Origin of the sequence: Methanocaldococcus sp. FS406-22 (genome assembly GCF_000025525.1) — an archaeon.
In the GTDB taxonomy this organism is placed as follows: Archaea; AGJL01; Methanococci; order Methanococcales; family Methanocaldococcaceae; genus Methanocaldococcus.
In genome coordinates, this window is record NC_013887.1 from 397736 (window position 1) to 412867 (window position 15132).

Sequence of the window (15132 nt, forward strand, 5' to 3'; positions counted from 1 at the left end):
CATTTAAAATCGTTGAGTAAAAACTACTATACCTTAATTTATTAAATTCATTTTCACTTTTAATTATAACATTAATTAGAATTCCGTATTCAACCATAATATCAACAATCAAAGTCTATAATATCATCTAATATAATGTCCGTTCCGACTCTCCACTACTTATGAAACATTTAGAACATTTGTATAATTTGTTGTATAATTTGTAGTGGAGAGTCTTCCCCTAATAAGGGGCTTTCGGGGGGAACGGGACTCCCCACATCCTTCGGTTTGTTAAATAATAGTTTAAACCCCCTAAGCATTATATTCAAACTACCAACAACATCTCTATCTAAAATACAACCACAATCCTCGCACTTTAAAACCCGATGCCCATTCGGGCTCATCTTACCCCCACATATCGGGCATCGGGAGGAAGTATAATGTGGATTCACAAAAATAACTTTAATCCCATTAAGTTTAGCCTTATACTTAATAACCTCTTGTAATCTCCTAAAACTCCACCTATGCAATCTACCATTCAACTTTTTAGAGTATTTAATCTTGTTTCTAATCTCTTTTAAATCCTCTAAGGCAATAACCCCATTAACACTCTTAGCAATTTCGATTATCTTATTAACAACCTTGTGATAAATGTCAGTAATCTTATTCCTTTCCCTATTACCATACTTTTCCAATAATTCTTTCTTCTTATCCTCATTTTCAACCTTCTTTTGGATTTTTCTTCTCTTAACATAATAAGAAGTCCTAACAGTCCTCTCATTAGTTATAATTTGTATTATACCGTTAGTTGTAGCGATAGTAACATTATTCTCATTCAAATCAACTCCTACAACACTCTCCCCTTCTTTAATCAAAACATTCTTTGAGAATACTACGTTTAGATAATAAGCATCTTTTCTTCTAACAATCCATGCTTGTCCAACCTTCCAGTCTTTAAACTTTTTATGATACTCTGAAACAAAAAGTTCTACTTCTACCCTCCCCTTCGGTGTTGAAATTCTTGCCAAACCATTATCTAAATCTAATCTAAACAAATGGTCGTCTAACATTATCACACTGCCCTTAAAATCTGGTTTTTTACTTGCCCTACCTTTTCTATGCCTCTTTCTCCAACTTTTAAATATTGAAGTGGTTATTTGACATGCAGTATAGAGGTAATGGGATGGGAGTTTTTGATATTTTTCTCTTAATTCTTTATACTTTTCAGATTTTAACCGTTTAAAACTTGTAATATTGTTTTCAAAGGCATAATTTAAGAGTTCATTAACTATTGTCTTATACGTGGAGAATAAACCAACTATTTCATTGGGAGTTTGTTTTATTTTAAATCTTGCAGTTAGTTTAATTGTTTCTAAGTATTCGTTTGACATTTTCAACAACCTTTCCATTGTTATCACAAATAATTACAATGTTCCAAAAGCATATAAACGTTTTGAACGTTTCATTTAAGGAAACAGCCCAAATTTCTTTTTTAAATTTTTCAAAAATAACTTAATGCCCTGTCATGCATATTAACCACTCTTTCTTATAATCTCAACACAATCATATAAACTTTTAGCAATAAAATCTGCTTCTGTTTCTTCATCCTCATAAAGAATCCTTATTGTCTTACAACCAACACTCTTTCCACAAATTATATCCCTTTCACTATCTCCAATCATCCAACTTTTTTTAAAGTCAATATTCCACTTTTCCTTTGCTTTTAAAAGCATACCGTTTCTTGGTTTTCTACAATTACAAGTCCCCTCCAAATGTGGGCAGTAAAAAATATCATCAATCTCAGGCAACAATTTAAGCATATAGTCATGAACAACTTTTAAATCTTCTTCTGTCATAACTCCTTTGGCAATTCCTTGCTGATTAGTTACAACTATCAACAAATAACCCATCTTTTTAAATTCGATTAACGCCTCCCTAACTTTAGGCAGTAGTTCAAACTCCTCTATTTTTTTAACATAGTTCCCAATTAGTCGTTTATTGATAACCCCATCCCTATCTAAAAAAATTGCCTTGTTCATAATATCATCCATATTTTAAATCTTAAAATGTTTTAAATAAAATTATTTTACTATCAACCCAATACTTTTTAACACTTCTGATATGAACAGGGAGATTATGATTATTGTTATATTGATATTATTTCTCACTAAACAACTCTTCCAAACTAACTGTTGCAGTTCCAACCTTTCCAACAACGATTGAACTTGCTTTATTTGCCAATTTAACTGCCTCAATTAAATCATAGCCCTTATCTAATGCATAACCCAAAACTGCAATAAACGTATCTCCTGCCCCTGAAACGTCATGAACTTCTTTAACCTTTGTTGGAATATGGAAGATTTCCCCATCGAGAGTTATTAAAGTAGCTCCTTTTTCACTCCTTGTTATAACAAAATTTGAATTATATTTATCAACTAACTCCAATCCAGCTTTTTCTAACTCCTCATCTTTATTCTCAATCTCTCTTCCTAAAATTTGGGAAGCCTCTTTTAAATTTGGTTTTATTAGATAAACATCTCTATAAAACTCTATGTTTTTTGGTTTTGGGTCAACTAAAATTTTTCCTTTAAATTCTTTTTTTATGCCTTCCATAAGTTCCTTTGTAATTAATCCCTTTGCATAATCAGAAATTATTAATATATTTGACTTCCCATTGAGATTCTTAATAACTTCTAAGATTTTACTACTTAGTTCATCATTTATTGGATAAATTTTTTCATAATCAACCCTAAGCAATTGCTGATTATAACCCATAGCGACAAATCTATGCTTCACTATCGTTGGTCTCCCATCAGAAACAAAACAATATTTAATATTATTCTCATTGCATAACTCTTCAATACATTTTCCAAATTCATCGTTATTAGAAATACTTATCAAAAATACATCATGGTTTAAAGAAGCTATATTGTTTGCGACATTTCCCGCTCCCCCTAAGGTGTATCTCTCCTCAACCACATTTAATATTGGAACAGGTGCTTCTGGATTTATCCTTTCAACCTTTCCATAAGTATATTTGTCAAGCATAACCTCTCCTAAAACAATTATCATATTCTCCCTCTACTAATATTTATTTAAATTTTTAATAATCTAATGACCATACCAATTTGTTAATTTACACCTCCGAGCGTAGCGAGGAGGTGTTAGAGAGTATAGCAATAGAGGGCATCCCTCTATGCTTATAAAACAATTATCATCTTCTCCCTCTATTTATATTTCTCTAAAACCCATTCTATTATTTTTGTTGTTGAAAATCCTTCAATTAATGGGATTATTTTTATTTCCCCACCATAACTTTTAACAATCTCTGCTTCTGGTAAATCCTCTTCTTTATAATCTCCACCTTTTACATGAATATCTGGTTTGATTATTTTTATAAGTTCTATGGGAGTTTCTTCATCAAAAGGAACTACAAAATCTACAGCCTTTAAGTTATCTAAAACATAAGCTCTCGAGTATAGAGGAATTATCGGTCTTTTATTTCCTTTTATCTTTTTTATGGATTTATCTGAATTTATTCCAACTATTAAAATATCCCCCAACTTTTTTGCCTTGTTTAAATACTCTACATGTCCCCTATGGATTATATCAAAACATCCGTTAGTAAAAACAATTTTTAGATTTTGGTTTTTTAACTCTCTTACGATGTCTTCTAATAATCTTCTATCCTCAATTATCATGTTCTCCCTTATTTATTAGAAATTTTGTTTTTTATTTAAATAACAATAATTTTCCAATGATTTCGGGAGCATAGATAGATAAAATTATAATTAATGCAATTATTATCATATCTCGTCTAAGCAGTTTAATTTCCTTCTCAATCTTTTCATCTAAATATTTAATATCTTCCTTTGTAGCTAATTCACTTCTTAATTCATCTTTCAACTCATTCTTGATAATAATTTTATTTTCTTTATTAAGTTCAATAATAATATCATAAATTTCTCTTGCTTCCTTCTCATCTTTAACCTTTTTAAGTATCAACTCATACAACTTAGCATAGGAAATTGCCATAATCTCCACCATAACTAACAATAAGGCATTTATGAACGCCTTCCTTACTAAATTTTATTAATTTCAAAAGACACTAAAACAATCTCTTCTCAACCTCTTCACATATTACATGATATATAGTTAGATGACATTCTTGGATTCTTGCTGTGTTATTGGAAGGAACTATCAATGCCAAATCAACAATATCCTTCAATTTTCCCCCATCCTTTCCTAACAATCCAATTGTATAAATGCCCATTTCTTTTGCTTTATTAACTGCCTTTATAACATTCTCTGAATTTCCACTTGTAGATATTCCAACTAAAACATCCCCTTCTTTTCCTAAAGCTTCAACTTGCCTTTCAAAAATCTTATCAAAACCATAATCATTTCCTATAGCTGTTAAAATTGACGTATCCGTTGTTAATGCAATTGCAGGCAGTCCTTTCCTTTCTAATTTAAACCTACCCACAATTTCAGCAGCAAAATGTTGAGAATCAGCAGCTGAACCACCATTTCCACAAATTAAAATTTTATTCCCATTTTTTAATGCATTGTATATAATATCAATGGCTTTTTTTAACTTTCCCTCATTTTCTTCAATAAATTTTAACTTTACATTTGCACTTTCTTCAAAATACTTTTTCATAATACCACCAAATTTTTATACCTCTGAAATAATAATTATAGATTGTTAATAATTTAAATTTAACTGAAAAATTTACTAAAGGGAGAAGATGATAAAGAAGGCAGTAATTCCAGTAGCTGGTTTTGGGACTCGACTGTTGCCAATAACGAAAGCACAACCAAAAGAAATGCTCCCAGTTGTGAATAAGCCAATAGTTCAGTATGTTGTTGAGGATTTAGTAGAAGCAGGAGTAAAAGATATTTTATTTGTAACTGGGAAGGGTAAGCAGGCGATAGAAAACCACTTTGACGTAAACTATGAGTTAGAATGCAAATTAGAAAAATCTGGAAAATATGAACTTTTGAAAATCATTAAAGAGATAGACAACTTAGGAAATATATTTTATGTAAGGCAGAAAGAGCAGAAAGGTTTAGGAGATGCTATTTTATACGGGGAGGAGTTTGTTGGGGAAGAATACTTTATAGCAATGGTTGGAGATACAATTTACTCTAAAAATATTGTAAAGGACTTAATAAAAGCCCATGAAAAGTATGGTTGTTCAGTTATCGCCTTAGAGAGGGTTCCAAAAGAAGACGTTTATAAGTATGGAGTAATTGATGGAGAAAAGATAGAGGAGGGGATTTATAGAATAAAAAACATGGTAGAGAAGCCAAAAGTAGAAGAAGCTCCTTCAAATTTAATTATAACAGGAGCTTATTTATTGTCACCAAAAATATTTGAAAAGATTAGAGAAACTCCACCAGGAAGAGGAGGGGAAATCCAAATTACAGATGCCATGAATTTATTGTTAAAGGAGGAAGAGATTATAGGAGTTGAGATTAACTGTAAGAGATATGATATTGGAGATGTTCTTGGATGGTTAAAGGCAAATGTAGAGATTGGAGCTGAAAAATTCCCTGAATTTAGAGAGTTTTTAAAGGAGTTTGTTAAAAATCTACTTTGAAAATTTTTAAGAGGCATTGCTTCCGCAAGGAAGCAATGCATCGGGGTATCACAGTAAGAATTCGAAGTATAGTGGTATAATGACCTAATGGAGCTTAATATACTATAATTTTTGATGAAACTTTTTCTAAAAGTTTCATAGGAATAGGGGACTTCCCCTATGCTTAGGGGAGTTTTTAAAGGAGTTTGTTAAAAACCTATAATACTTCCCTCAAATTTTAAAATACAATAAAGATAATATTTAATGTTTTTAATAACATATTTTTAATTTTTGGGATACTATGGATATAGCGATAATATTGGGGCTCTTAGTGGCTGTATTTTATGGTGTTGGAACGTTTTTTGCAAAAATCGTTTGTGAAAAAAACCCATTATTCCAATGGATAGTGGTAAACATAGTTGGAATTATACTATGTTTGATCATATTAATTAAATATAAGAATATAATTATAACCGAGCAAAAAATTCTTAGTTATGCCATAATATCAGCAATTTTAGTTGTTATTGGCTCTCTACTGTTATACTATGCATTATATAAAGGAAAAGCGAGTATTGTTGTGCCTTTATCGTCAATAGGCCCTGCAATAACAGTAGCTTTATCGATAATGTTTTTAAAAGAGAGCTTAACAATTTCCCAAATGATTGGCATAGTTTTTATAATTGTTGGGATTATACTTCTTTCAATATCTAACTGAAAGGATAAATAAAATTAAATCACTTTAGCTAATAAAGAGACGATATTCATAACATCTATTTCTTTATCCAATTTATTCTCTTCTTTAAACCTTTTTAAGCTATCTCTTATGTGATATTCACAGAATGGGCAAACTGTTATTACAGCATCTACATTGGCATTGTAAATCATCTTTGCCCTTCTTTTTCCTATTAAATTGGCGATATCTGGCTTTCCACTTCTAACTCCTCCTCCAGCTCCACAGCATCTTGCCTCTATATCAACAAATTCAAGTTCTGGAATTGATTTTAAAATCTCCCTTGGTTGCTCATAAATGCCTTGTCCTCTTCTCAAATGACATGGGTCGTGGTAAGTGACTCTCATCTTCAACGGCTTGTATTTTAAAAGCCCTACTTCAGTTAAAACCTCTGTTATATCTTTAACCTCAAACTCCCTCTCTTTATAATCGTTTTTTAACGTGCTTCCACATCCAGCACAGATGGTTACAACACAATCCACATCCAACTTGTTAAATATCTCTAAATTCTTCTTTTTTAACATTTCAGCAACATCTCTCTGCCCAGTTCTAAAGAATGGAGAACCACAGCAAACTTGATTTTTAGGGATAACAACTGATACACCATGAGCATTTAAAACCTTTATTGCATCCTTTCCTACATTCTGCAATCTAAAATCAACCAAACATCCAGTAAAGAAAGCTACTCTTAACTTTTCATTTTCAGCTGGGTAGAAATCATCAACTTGTTTTAATAAAGGCAAGTCCTCTTCAACGACACTTCTATTGTATTTTAAAACATTTTCCCTAACTTTTAAGTGGTTATCTATATAATAGCCCTTACTAAATGCTAATGCTCTTAATCTTTCTATAGCTTTATGTACAATATCAATCTCTTTTGGGCAGACCTCAACACACTTTGCACACGTTGTGCAGTTGTAGATATTTTCAAAGTATGCAGTTATTTCTCTGCTATCTTCATCCCTCTTATCAAACGCAAATCTTGCCAACTGTCTCATGAATGTTGGGCCGGGATAATCACTAACTTCCCTTGCTGGGCATACAGATAGGCAAGATAGACAGTCAATACAACCTCTAAGTTCTTTGTTCTCTTCAACATATTTTTGAGGGATGATTTCAAGCCCTTCTGGGTAGTTTTTCCTTATGAGATAGTTTCTTATGCCTAATAATTTTTTGTAGTATGATTCTCTATCAACAATTAAGTCTCTAATAACTTTAAATCCCTTCAATGGCTCAATTATCATTCCATCCTCTACCTTTGTTTCACATGCTAATCTTGGCTCTCCATTTATTGTTAAAGCACAAGAGCCACATTGCCCATTTCTACATGATGCCCTAAATAAGATGTTAGCTCCATAATTTTTGTTTATATATTCCAATGCTCCTAAGACAGTAATATTCTCTGGAACTTCATAGCTTTCGAAGTATTCTTTTTTTCCATCAAATCTCTTAACCTTTATTTTTATCATTATCCCATCCTCAATAGAGCTATTGCAATTATATATAGGGTTAAAAACAATAACCCCTGCCATCTGCCAATTTTTGAGTATTTTGCAAATAGATATAGCAGAAGACTCATAACTGTCAGCACACCCATTTGGATAGGTGCTGGAGGAAGATACATAAATAAGCTTCCAACTGCCAAAGCTCCACCAATATCTGCTATATTACTTCCAACAACATTTCCTAAGACCATTCCTCCAAGGTTTCTTTTTGCCGCCGCTAAAGAAACCATCAGCTCTGGAACAGACGTTCCAAATGCCACCAATGTGAAGCCAATAACCTTATCAGATATATTTAAGGCAGTAGCTATCTTTTTTGCCCCATCTACAAAAAGCTCCGCTCCAACTAAGACCCCAACTAAACCAATTATTAATAATACTAAAGAAAACACTATTGAATGACCGCTGTTTTTATTATTGTTTTCTTCTATCTCCCCTACACTTCCATTCTTTATAGTCCATCTTAAATAAAATGCAAAAAGTATTAGTAAAATTATTCCATCAATCCATGAAAATCCATCAATTCCAATAACTGCAGTAAATACAACAAACAAAAGATAGGCAAGAATATTTTTTTGCAGGTTTTTATCAACCACTATAGGGCTTATAATCGCACTTAGCCCAAGAACTAAACCAATATTGCAAATACATGAACCAATGGCATTTCCTATTGATATGCCGGGAGCATGCATGTAAGAGGCATAGGCAGAGGTTAATATCTCTGGTAAAGAAGTCCCTATAGCCATGACAGTAGCTCCAATGACAAAATTTGATACATTAAAGTGCCTTGCTATTCTTTCACTCCCTAAAACGAACCAATCACTCCCATAATACAGCAATATAAGCCCTAATAGAAAGTAACCAATCCCCAAAATCAGCATCATATTTATCTAACCTACTCTATTTCTTTTAATAGATAAACCCTATCTCCCTCTCTAACTAAGTGATTTAGCTTAACCCCAACTCTATCTCCTTTTTTGGCAATATTTACATCTTTATGGTTTATCTGCATTGATTTAACAACCTCTTCAACACAGCCAGTAGTTTTTCCCATTATTAATATTGTGTCTCCAATTTTTAAATCTCCCCATAGCTCAATCTCTGCCACACTAACCTTTTTGTAAAAATTAACAACTCTCCCAATTTCAATTTTCCTATACTTTGAGGCATTTCCTTCTATCTCATATTGGAAATCATGATTTTTATTTATATCTCTAAAGTAAAACCCAGTATCATAGCCTCTATTATAAACCTTCTGAAGCTCTTTTTTGAAGTATTCAAGCTTATCATAATAAGTGCCGTCTAAAACACTATCTATTGCCTCCCTATAAACTTTTGTGGTTCTCATTACATAGTCTGCATTCTTTGCTCTTCCCTCAATTTTAAATGAATCAAAAACCTCCATTAATGCTGGAATATGCTCTATCATACATAAATCTTTTGGTGATAGTAGATATTTTCCTTCACAAACTACTTCATAAGTACCGTCATGATGCTCATTAATCAACTTCCACTTCCTTCTACATGGTTGTAGGCAGTCCCCACAGTTTGCATGCCTTCCAAATAGATAGGAGCTTAAAAAGCATCTTCCACTTATAGCTACACATAAAGCACCATGAACAAAACCCTCTAACTCTAAATTAACTCCATCTTTTTTTAAATTCTCTCTAATCTCCCTTATTTGATTTAAAGTTAGCTCTCTTGATAGTATAACCCTTTTAGCAAACTTTGAATAGAACTTAGCTGTTAAGGAGTTTGTTATGTTGCATTGGACGCTTGCATGAACTCTCAATCCCAACTCATTAGCCAACTGCATAGTCCCTAAGTCGCTAACTATTACAGCATCAACCTCAGCAGAATTTGCAAAGTCTAAGATTTCCTCAACTTTCTTTAAATCATTCTCATATATAACTGTGTTTGTGCAGAGATAAACCTTTCTGTTGTTGTCGTGGGCATATTTAATACCCTCTATCAACTCCTCTCTTGTAAAGTTTTTTGCATTAGCTCTCATGTTTAGCTCTTTTAATCCGCAATAAACAGCATCTGCTCCATAATCAATAGCTGTTTTTAGGCATGTTAAATCATTTGCTGGAGATAACAACTCAACCATAAGCATCACTTAAAAATTTTTATTTTTGTAAATTTAAATAAATTTTAAATTGCACTTGAATAAAACCTTCGTTAAGAATAACACCAAAATAGTCCCAATGGATAATATATAATTTCTATATAAAAAAGATTACCTTATTGGAATAACAACTGGAATTCCCCTAACATTTTCAACATAGGCATCAACTCCATAAACAGCTTTAATATTCTCTGGACTTATAATCTCTTTTCCTCCCTCAGCATAGATAACTCCATCTTTTAGCATTATAAACTTATCAGAGTATCTTAAAGCCAAGTTTAAATCATGCATAACTACAATTGAAGCAATATTTTGAGATTTTGATATATCTCTAATAATTCTCATAACCTCCAACTGATTCTTTAAATCTAAATTATTTGTTGGTTCATCTAAAAGCAGTATTTGAGGTTCTTGCACCAATGCCCTTGCTATTATAACCTTTTGCAGTTCTCCCCCACTTAGTTCATTTGTATATCTTAAAGCATAGTCCTCCAAGTTTAAAAGTTTTAAAACTTTATGAGTTATCTCTATATCTTTATCAGATACTTCCCATTTTATGTGTGGCTTTCTTCCTAATAAAACAGCATCAAAGACAGTCATATAATTTCCTTCAGCTCTCTGTGGAACATAACCAACCTTTTTTGCTAATTCAAGGTTATCCAACTGTCTTATGTCAAAATTATCAATTAATATTGTTCCTCTCTTTGGCTTTAAAATTTTATTTATGCATTTTAAGAGTGTTGATTTCCCAGCTCCATTAACTCCTAAGATAGAGACAACCTCTCCCCTTTTAACCTCAAATTTTATGTTATTTAATACCTTTCTGCTTCTATAAGCAAATTCAACTCCATCGACAGAGAGAATCATTAAATCACCTTAAGCTAAGTTATGCAAGATATACAACAAAACTGCCAATATCTTTATAGCCATTTTTTCTGGTTTTACAACTTTAATATCTTCATGTAGTTTAATTTCTGCTGATAGGTCTTTTAAATACATTAGACATTTTAAACACTCTGCTTCTCCCTCAAACTCAAAAACTATCTTATTATTTTCAATTTTTTCTAGGCATTTATAGTCAATTATTGGCTTTTCTGGAATTTTAACCATAAATTTTTGGCACAGTTCTTTATAAAATGGAAGTGGAGTAAAAGGTAGAAATGAGAGATAACCATGTCTGCGGATATATCCCATTATGTCATGGTGGAGATATTTTCCTAATTTGTAATAGTCATCTTTATTATCCAAAGAAACCTCTAAAATTTTCTCTAAGAGTTCTTTGTTGTTCCTCAACAAAATATAGATCAATTTAAAGTAGTGAGCAAATATTAAATAATTTACATACTCTTCCCAACTCAACCTTTTTTCTGATTCAAATATAAAGGTTATTTTTGCAGTGTTTTCCAACATTTCACCCCAAATATTTGGCAAACTACCTTCATAATAAAAAATTTTTATAACTCTATTTTATACTCTTTTATACATCTTCAACAGCAAGTATAGAAACATCGGAGCCCCTAAGAAGGATGTTAATATCCCAACTGGCAAGACAATTGGAGCAATTATCGTTCTTGCAAATGTATCTGCTATTAACAATAAAACTGCCCCAAATAATGCAGAAATTGGGATTAAAAACCTATAATCTCCCCCAATGCAAATTCTAACAATATGTGGGCAAATCAATCCAACAAATCCAATTATTCCCAAGAATGCAACATTTACACTTGTTAATAATGAAGCTACAAGCATGCCAATCAGTCGTGTTTTTTCTGTATTAACTCCTAATGATTTAGCTGTCTCCTCTCCAGCCTCTAAGGCATTGTAATCCCATCTTTTGTAGATAAAGTATATCAAAGAGGGAATCATAACTGCAGTCATAATATAAATCTCTGTCCATATAGGTCTGCCTAAATCTCCAAAAGTCCAATAGACCATTGCCGCTAACTGCAAGTCATCTGCAAAGTATTGAATAAGCATAGTTCCAGCTGTAAATAATGAACTCATTGCCACTCCAGCTAAAATCATCGCCTCTGGTGTTAAACCTCTCAACTTGGCAAGTAGTAAGATTACAACAACCCCAATCAAAGCCCCTAAGAATGCAAAGATTGTTATCACATAAGGGTTGTTGATAAATATCCTTCCAGTGCTTTCTGCTCCTCCAAAACCAAACATGATTATGGCAAAACATGCACCAAACATTGCTCCATGAGAGATTCCCATTGTAAATGGGCTTGCTAATGGGTTTCTTAAGATGCACTGCATAACTGCCCCAGCTACAGCTAAAGAGATTCCAGCAATTATTGCGGCAAATATCCTTGGCAATCTTATATTCCAAATAACTAAGTTTATATTACTGCTCCCATAACCGAGTAGAGCATTTATAACCTCATTGACAGTTAGCTTATAATCTCCAACACATAGGGCATAGATTGCACTTAAAAATAAGGTTATAAGTAGTATAAATCCAAAAGCTATCTTTTTCTTTGTATATGCTTTATACTTTTGAGGAATATCCATAGTATCACATTTTAAATTTTTATTACCACCAGCTAAAAGATTGTTAATATCAGATATAAATATTACCCATCCATCAGAAATAATCCTAAAAATAAGATAATCTTACATAAAAAAGTAGATAAAAATTATTCAAACTCCAACTTTTTAAATCCACCAAATTTCTTTGCCATCTCTTTATAAACTGGTTTTCCTACTAAGAAGGTATAAATTTCATCTGCCTTTTCTTCTGGATTTATATCCTTAAATCTCTCTGGATATAAAACTTTTCCAATATAATAGGGGTTCTCCCAACGTGGTCAAATATAGACAATTATAGACGTTTAGGTAATTCTCATTAGATACTTTCCATTATAATCTACCTTATAGACCACGTTGGGATTGGGCGTCATCAGTTTCCCAAAGGAAACCTCCGCCCCTGTCGTGGTAACCCCAGAGCCACCCATCAACTCCTTAATCTTTCCTAAACCTCTTCTAAAAATATTAAAACAACCTACTAACTGACGATTAAAAGAGCTTAAACAATTATAGCAATACATAACCTGCCCTTCTTGGGACTCCATTCTACTCCCGCATACAGGACAGGTTGTCGAAGTATAGGCGGGATTAACCAAAATAACAATCGTCTTATAACTGAGTTTTTCAATTATACCATTCCAATTAACCCTATCCAACTTTCGATTAAAGGTCTTATGCTTATACATCCTCCTCTTATCCAAATCCTCAAAGACAAAGATAGCATTAGGAAACAATTGAGATAATTGGATAGTAAGCTTGTGTAAAAAGTCATTAACTCTATTTCTCCTCCTTTCGAATAATCTTTTTATCTTTCTTAAAGACCTTAAAGGACATTTTTTGAGCAGTTTTTTAAGAAAGTCGATTTTTCTATCATAAACCTCTTTAAGTCGGTGTAGTTCAGACAAATCTATTCTAATCCAACCTTTTATCGGGTGGTATAAGTCGAGAGATTTTAAGTTACTATCTACTCCAACAATTATTTCTTTGTCTGAATAATTTAAGTTATCTTTAAACGTTAAAAATGCTTCATTTTCCTTTAAAATGATTTCTCCAATTGTTAAGTCCTTAACCTTATCGAAAAACCATTCATCTTTAATGTTTAAGATTAAATATTCCTTTCTTGGTTTTATCGTTATTCTCACTTCCCCTTTTTCTTTATCGTATTTTATTAGAGTAGTTTTAACTCTAACGAACAATCTTTTAACTATCGGTTTTGTTTTAGTTCTATAACCTTTTTTATAATTCGAAGCCCAACTTTCTAAAATAGAGTACGCAGTTTTTATAACTCCATCGATGTAATGAGAAGCATAATTCCAATCTTTTAATAGCTTATTTCTCAAATCTCTTTTGAATTTGTTAGATTTTGGAATTTTTGGCTTTCTCTCTTTAGAATATTCGATGTTATTCCAAATTATGTCAATGGCTGTATTTAATTTGTTTCTACATTCGATTAAAAAAGTTTTAAGTAGATGATTATGTCTAACTTTGTAAGATAGAACGATTTGATAAGACAATTCTTGGCTGTTTTTTGATTTAGTTTTATTCGGCATGATAATCGTTTATTTGTTTTTTAATAAATTATTTATCACCAAATTATTTAAAAGTTTCTTTTAAATACTTTTGTTTATAAATGTCCATGTTTGTCTATGAATAATTAAACAGTTTCAAACGGCGTCTGCCAAAGCAGTCCCTACATTTGTCATGTAAAAGTTATATGGCAATAAACCATAAACGTTTCCAGTTTTGAATGCCTTTAATGAGTTATAGAAGTTTGGATTTTTGCTGTAATCATCTTTTATTAGTTTTAAACTAAATTCATCAATAAATATAACATCTGGATTCCATTCTAATAACTTCTCCCTATCAATCTGAACATATCCTACTTTTCCTAACTCATCTGCAATGTTCTTTGCATTAACAGCCATAAATGGTGGGTATTTACACTGAGTGCTCTCAATTCCATGTATTCCCTTAAATCCAATACCTCCAACATAGACAGTTGGCTTTTTATCATCTGGAATGTCCTTTGTTCTATTATTTAAATCTCTCTGGCAGTCTTTTATAAATTTGATAACCTCTTCAGCTCTATCCTCTTTACCCAGTATTTTTCCAGCAAGTTCTAATGATTTAAATAAATCTTCGTTGTTGAATGTTGCCAACTGCCCATAGCTTAAAACAACAACTGGAATGCCAGTCTTTTGTTGTAAGGCATCAACTTCATCCTTTGGCATGTATGTAACAAATATTACATCCGGCTTAACTTGAATTATAGCTTCTGGGTTTGGTTTTGGGCATGGCCCTCCTTGTCCTATTGTTGGCAAGTTAGCAAGCTCTGGATGTGCAATTCTATAAGGTCTTCCCCATGGAGTCCATTTCTTTTCAGCATCTTCAACTCCAACAACCTTATCTGTTGCGTTTAGATAAACTATTAACCTTAAACATCCTGGACCGCAACATACGATTCTATTAACTTCCTTAGGCACTTCAACTTCTCTACCGTATAAATCAACGACTTTTATAGTTTTAGAAGTCTCAGTAGTTGGAGTTTGCTTCTCTCCTGTATTATGTTCCATACATCCACACAGCCCCACAGCGACAATTAGAATTGTTAATAAACCTATTAGCTTTTTTAACATATTCTCACCATCTTAGGCTATATGATATGAACAAAAGTTT

16 protein-coding genes and 1 pseudogene are annotated in these 15132 nt (G+C 32.2%); 2 read left to right on the top strand and 15 right to left on the bottom strand.

The window, feature by feature from the left end:
- Positions 1 to 170: 170 nt before the first annotated feature.
- From MFS40622_RS02010 to gmhA, 6 genes are all read right to left on the bottom strand, one after another.
- Entirely contained in the window at positions 171 to 1370 is a 1200-nt protein-coding gene (locus tag MFS40622_RS02010; RefSeq protein WP_012980012.1) for an RNA-guided endonuclease TnpB family protein, read from the bottom strand.
- Positions 1371 to 1511: 141 nt separating this feature from the next.
- The gene (locus MFS40622_RS02015; RefSeq protein WP_012980013.1) at positions 1512 to 2018 is read right to left on the bottom strand and encodes an HAD-IIIA family hydrolase; all 507 of its coding nucleotides are present in this window, start codon (positions 2016 to 2018) and stop codon (positions 1512 to 1514) included.
- A 118-nt stretch (positions 2019 to 2136) separates the two neighbouring features.
- Positions 2137 to 3051 carry a bifunctional heptose 7-phosphate kinase/heptose 1-phosphate adenyltransferase gene (locus MFS40622_RS02020; protein ID WP_012980014.1) on the bottom strand — a complete coding sequence of 305 codons (915 nt, stop codon included), beginning with the start codon at positions 3049 to 3051 and terminating at the stop codon, positions 2137 to 2139.
- Between the two features lie 155 nt (positions 3052 to 3206).
- Positions 3207 to 3680, bottom strand: a complete 474-nt coding sequence (gene rfaE2 / locus MFS40622_RS02025) for a D-glycero-beta-D-manno-heptose 1-phosphate adenylyltransferase (protein ID WP_012980015.1) — start codon at positions 3678 to 3680, stop codon at positions 3207 to 3209.
- Positions 3681 to 3711: 31 nt separating this feature from the next.
- Positions 3712 to 4014: a hypothetical protein gene (locus MFS40622_RS02030; RefSeq protein WP_012980016.1), complete on the bottom strand. Its 303-nt coding sequence runs from the start codon at positions 4012 to 4014 to the stop codon at positions 3712 to 3714.
- Between the two features lie 73 nt (positions 4015 to 4087).
- Positions 4088 to 4642, bottom strand: coding sequence for a D-sedoheptulose 7-phosphate isomerase (gene gmhA, locus MFS40622_RS02035; protein ID WP_012980017.1), 555 nt, complete (start codon positions 4640 to 4642; stop codon positions 4088 to 4090).
- Between the two features lie 88 nt (positions 4643 to 4730).
- Here gmhA and galU point away from each other — a divergent pair, with 88 nt between their 5' ends.
- A complete protein-coding gene (gene galU / locus MFS40622_RS02040) occupies positions 4731 to 5585 on the top strand; it encodes a UTP--glucose-1-phosphate uridylyltransferase GalU (protein WP_012980018.1) in 855 nt (284 codons plus the stop codon).
- Positions 5586 to 5865: 280 nt separating this feature from the next.
- Positions 5866 to 6279: an EamA family transporter gene (locus MFS40622_RS02045; protein ID WP_012980019.1), complete on the top strand. Its 414-nt coding sequence runs from the start codon at positions 5866 to 5868 to the stop codon at positions 6277 to 6279.
- Positions 6280 to 6293: 14 nt separating this feature from the next.
- Here MFS40622_RS02045 and tfrB read toward each other — a convergent pair whose 3' ends face one another.
- From tfrB to MFS40622_RS02085, 9 genes and pseudogenes are all read right to left on the bottom strand, one after another.
- A complete protein-coding gene (tfrB, locus tag MFS40622_RS02050; protein ID WP_012980020.1) occupies positions 6294 to 7763 on the bottom strand; it encodes a fumarate reductase (CoM/CoB) subunit TfrB in 1470 nt (489 codons plus the stop codon).
- Positions 7763 to 8677: a calcium/sodium antiporter gene (locus MFS40622_RS02055; RefSeq protein ID WP_198003856.1), complete on the bottom strand. Its 915-nt coding sequence runs from the start codon at positions 8675 to 8677 to the stop codon at positions 7763 to 7765. Before MFS40622_RS02055 ends, tfrB begins: the two co-directional genes overlap by 1 nt.
- Before the next feature lie 14 nt (positions 8678 to 8691).
- A complete protein-coding gene (locus tag MFS40622_RS02060) occupies positions 8692 to 9906 on the bottom strand; it encodes a U32 family peptidase (protein WP_012980022.1) in 1215 nt (404 codons plus the stop codon).
- A 129-nt stretch (positions 9907 to 10035) separates the two neighbouring features.
- On the bottom strand, positions 10036 to 10791 hold the full coding sequence (locus tag MFS40622_RS02065) for an ABC transporter ATP-binding protein (RefSeq protein WP_012980023.1): 756 nt from the start codon (positions 10789 to 10791) through the stop codon (positions 10036 to 10038).
- A gap of 9 nt (positions 10792 to 10800) precedes the next feature.
- Positions 10801 to 11334 carry a hypothetical protein gene (locus MFS40622_RS02070; RefSeq protein ID WP_232217820.1) on the bottom strand — a complete coding sequence of 178 codons (534 nt, stop codon included), beginning with the start codon at positions 11332 to 11334 and terminating at the stop codon, positions 10801 to 10803.
- 57 nt (positions 11335 to 11391) lie between these two features.
- A complete protein-coding gene (locus tag MFS40622_RS02075; protein ID WP_012980025.1) occupies positions 11392 to 12441 on the bottom strand; it encodes an iron ABC transporter permease in 1050 nt (349 codons plus the stop codon).
- A gap of 125 nt (positions 12442 to 12566) precedes the next feature.
- Positions 12567 to 12719 (bottom strand): annotated as a pseudogene (locus MFS40622_RS09670) (ABC transporter substrate-binding protein); the annotation flags it as partial.
- A gap of 42 nt (positions 12720 to 12761) precedes the next feature.
- Positions 12762 to 14006, bottom strand: coding sequence for an RNA-guided endonuclease TnpB family protein (locus MFS40622_RS02080; protein WP_012980026.1), 1245 nt, complete (start codon positions 14004 to 14006; stop codon positions 12762 to 12764).
- Between the two features lie 114 nt (positions 14007 to 14120).
- Complete coding sequence (locus MFS40622_RS02085; protein ID WP_083771402.1) at positions 14121 to 15092, bottom strand: iron ABC transporter substrate-binding protein; 972 nt, start codon at positions 15090 to 15092, stop codon at positions 14121 to 14123.
- Between the last annotated feature and the right edge of the window lie 40 nt (positions 15093 to 15132).

Coding starts and splice junctions, on each gene's coding strand:
- MFS40622_RS02010 (WP_012980012.1), bottom strand. CDS start 1,370: ATGTCAAACGAATACTTAGAAACAATTAAACTAACTGCAAGATTTAAA.
- MFS40622_RS02015 (WP_012980013.1), bottom strand. CDS start 2,018: ATGAACAAGGCAATTTTTTTAGATAGGGATGGGGTTATCAATAAACGA.
- MFS40622_RS02020 (WP_012980014.1), bottom strand. CDS start 3,051: ATGATAATTGTTTTAGGAGAGGTTATGCTTGACAAATATACTTATGGA.
- rfaE2 (WP_012980015.1), bottom strand. CDS start 3,680: ATGATAATTGAGGATAGAAGATTATTAGAAGACATCGTAAGAGAGTTA.
- MFS40622_RS02030 (WP_012980016.1), bottom strand. CDS start 4,014: ATGGCAATTTCCTATGCTAAGTTGTATGAGTTGATACTTAAAAAGGTT.
- gmhA (WP_012980017.1), bottom strand. CDS start 4,642: ATGAAAAAGTATTTTGAAGAAAGTGCAAATGTAAAGTTAAAATTTATT.
- galU (WP_012980018.1), top strand. CDS start 4,731: ATGATAAAGAAGGCAGTAATTCCAGTAGCTGGTTTTGGGACTCGACTG.
- MFS40622_RS02045 (WP_012980019.1), top strand. CDS start 5,866: ATGGATATAGCGATAATATTGGGGCTCTTAGTGGCTGTATTTTATGGT.
- tfrB (WP_012980020.1), bottom strand. CDS start 7,763: ATGATAAAAATAAAGGTTAAGAGATTTGATGGAAAAAAAGAATACTTC.
- MFS40622_RS02055 (WP_198003856.1), bottom strand. CDS start 8,677: ATGCTGATTTTGGGGATTGGTTACTTTCTATTAGGGCTTATATTGCTG.
- MFS40622_RS02060 (WP_012980022.1), bottom strand. CDS start 9,906: ATGGTTGAGTTGTTATCTCCAGCAAATGATTTAACATGCCTAAAAACA.
- MFS40622_RS02065 (WP_012980023.1), bottom strand. CDS start 10,791: ATGATTCTCTCTGTCGATGGAGTTGAATTTGCTTATAGAAGCAGAAAG.
- MFS40622_RS02070 (WP_232217820.1), bottom strand. CDS start 11,334: ATGTTGGAAAACACTGCAAAAATAACCTTTATATTTGAATCAGAAAAA.
- MFS40622_RS02075 (WP_012980025.1), bottom strand. CDS start 12,441: ATGGATATTCCTCAAAAGTATAAAGCATATACAAAGAAAAAGATAGCT.
- MFS40622_RS02080 (WP_012980026.1), bottom strand. CDS start 14,006: ATGCCGAATAAAACTAAATCAAAAAACAGCCAAGAATTGTCTTATCAA.
- MFS40622_RS02085 (WP_083771402.1), bottom strand. CDS start 15,092: ATGTTAAAAAAGCTAATAGGTTTATTAACAATTCTAATTGTCGCTGTG.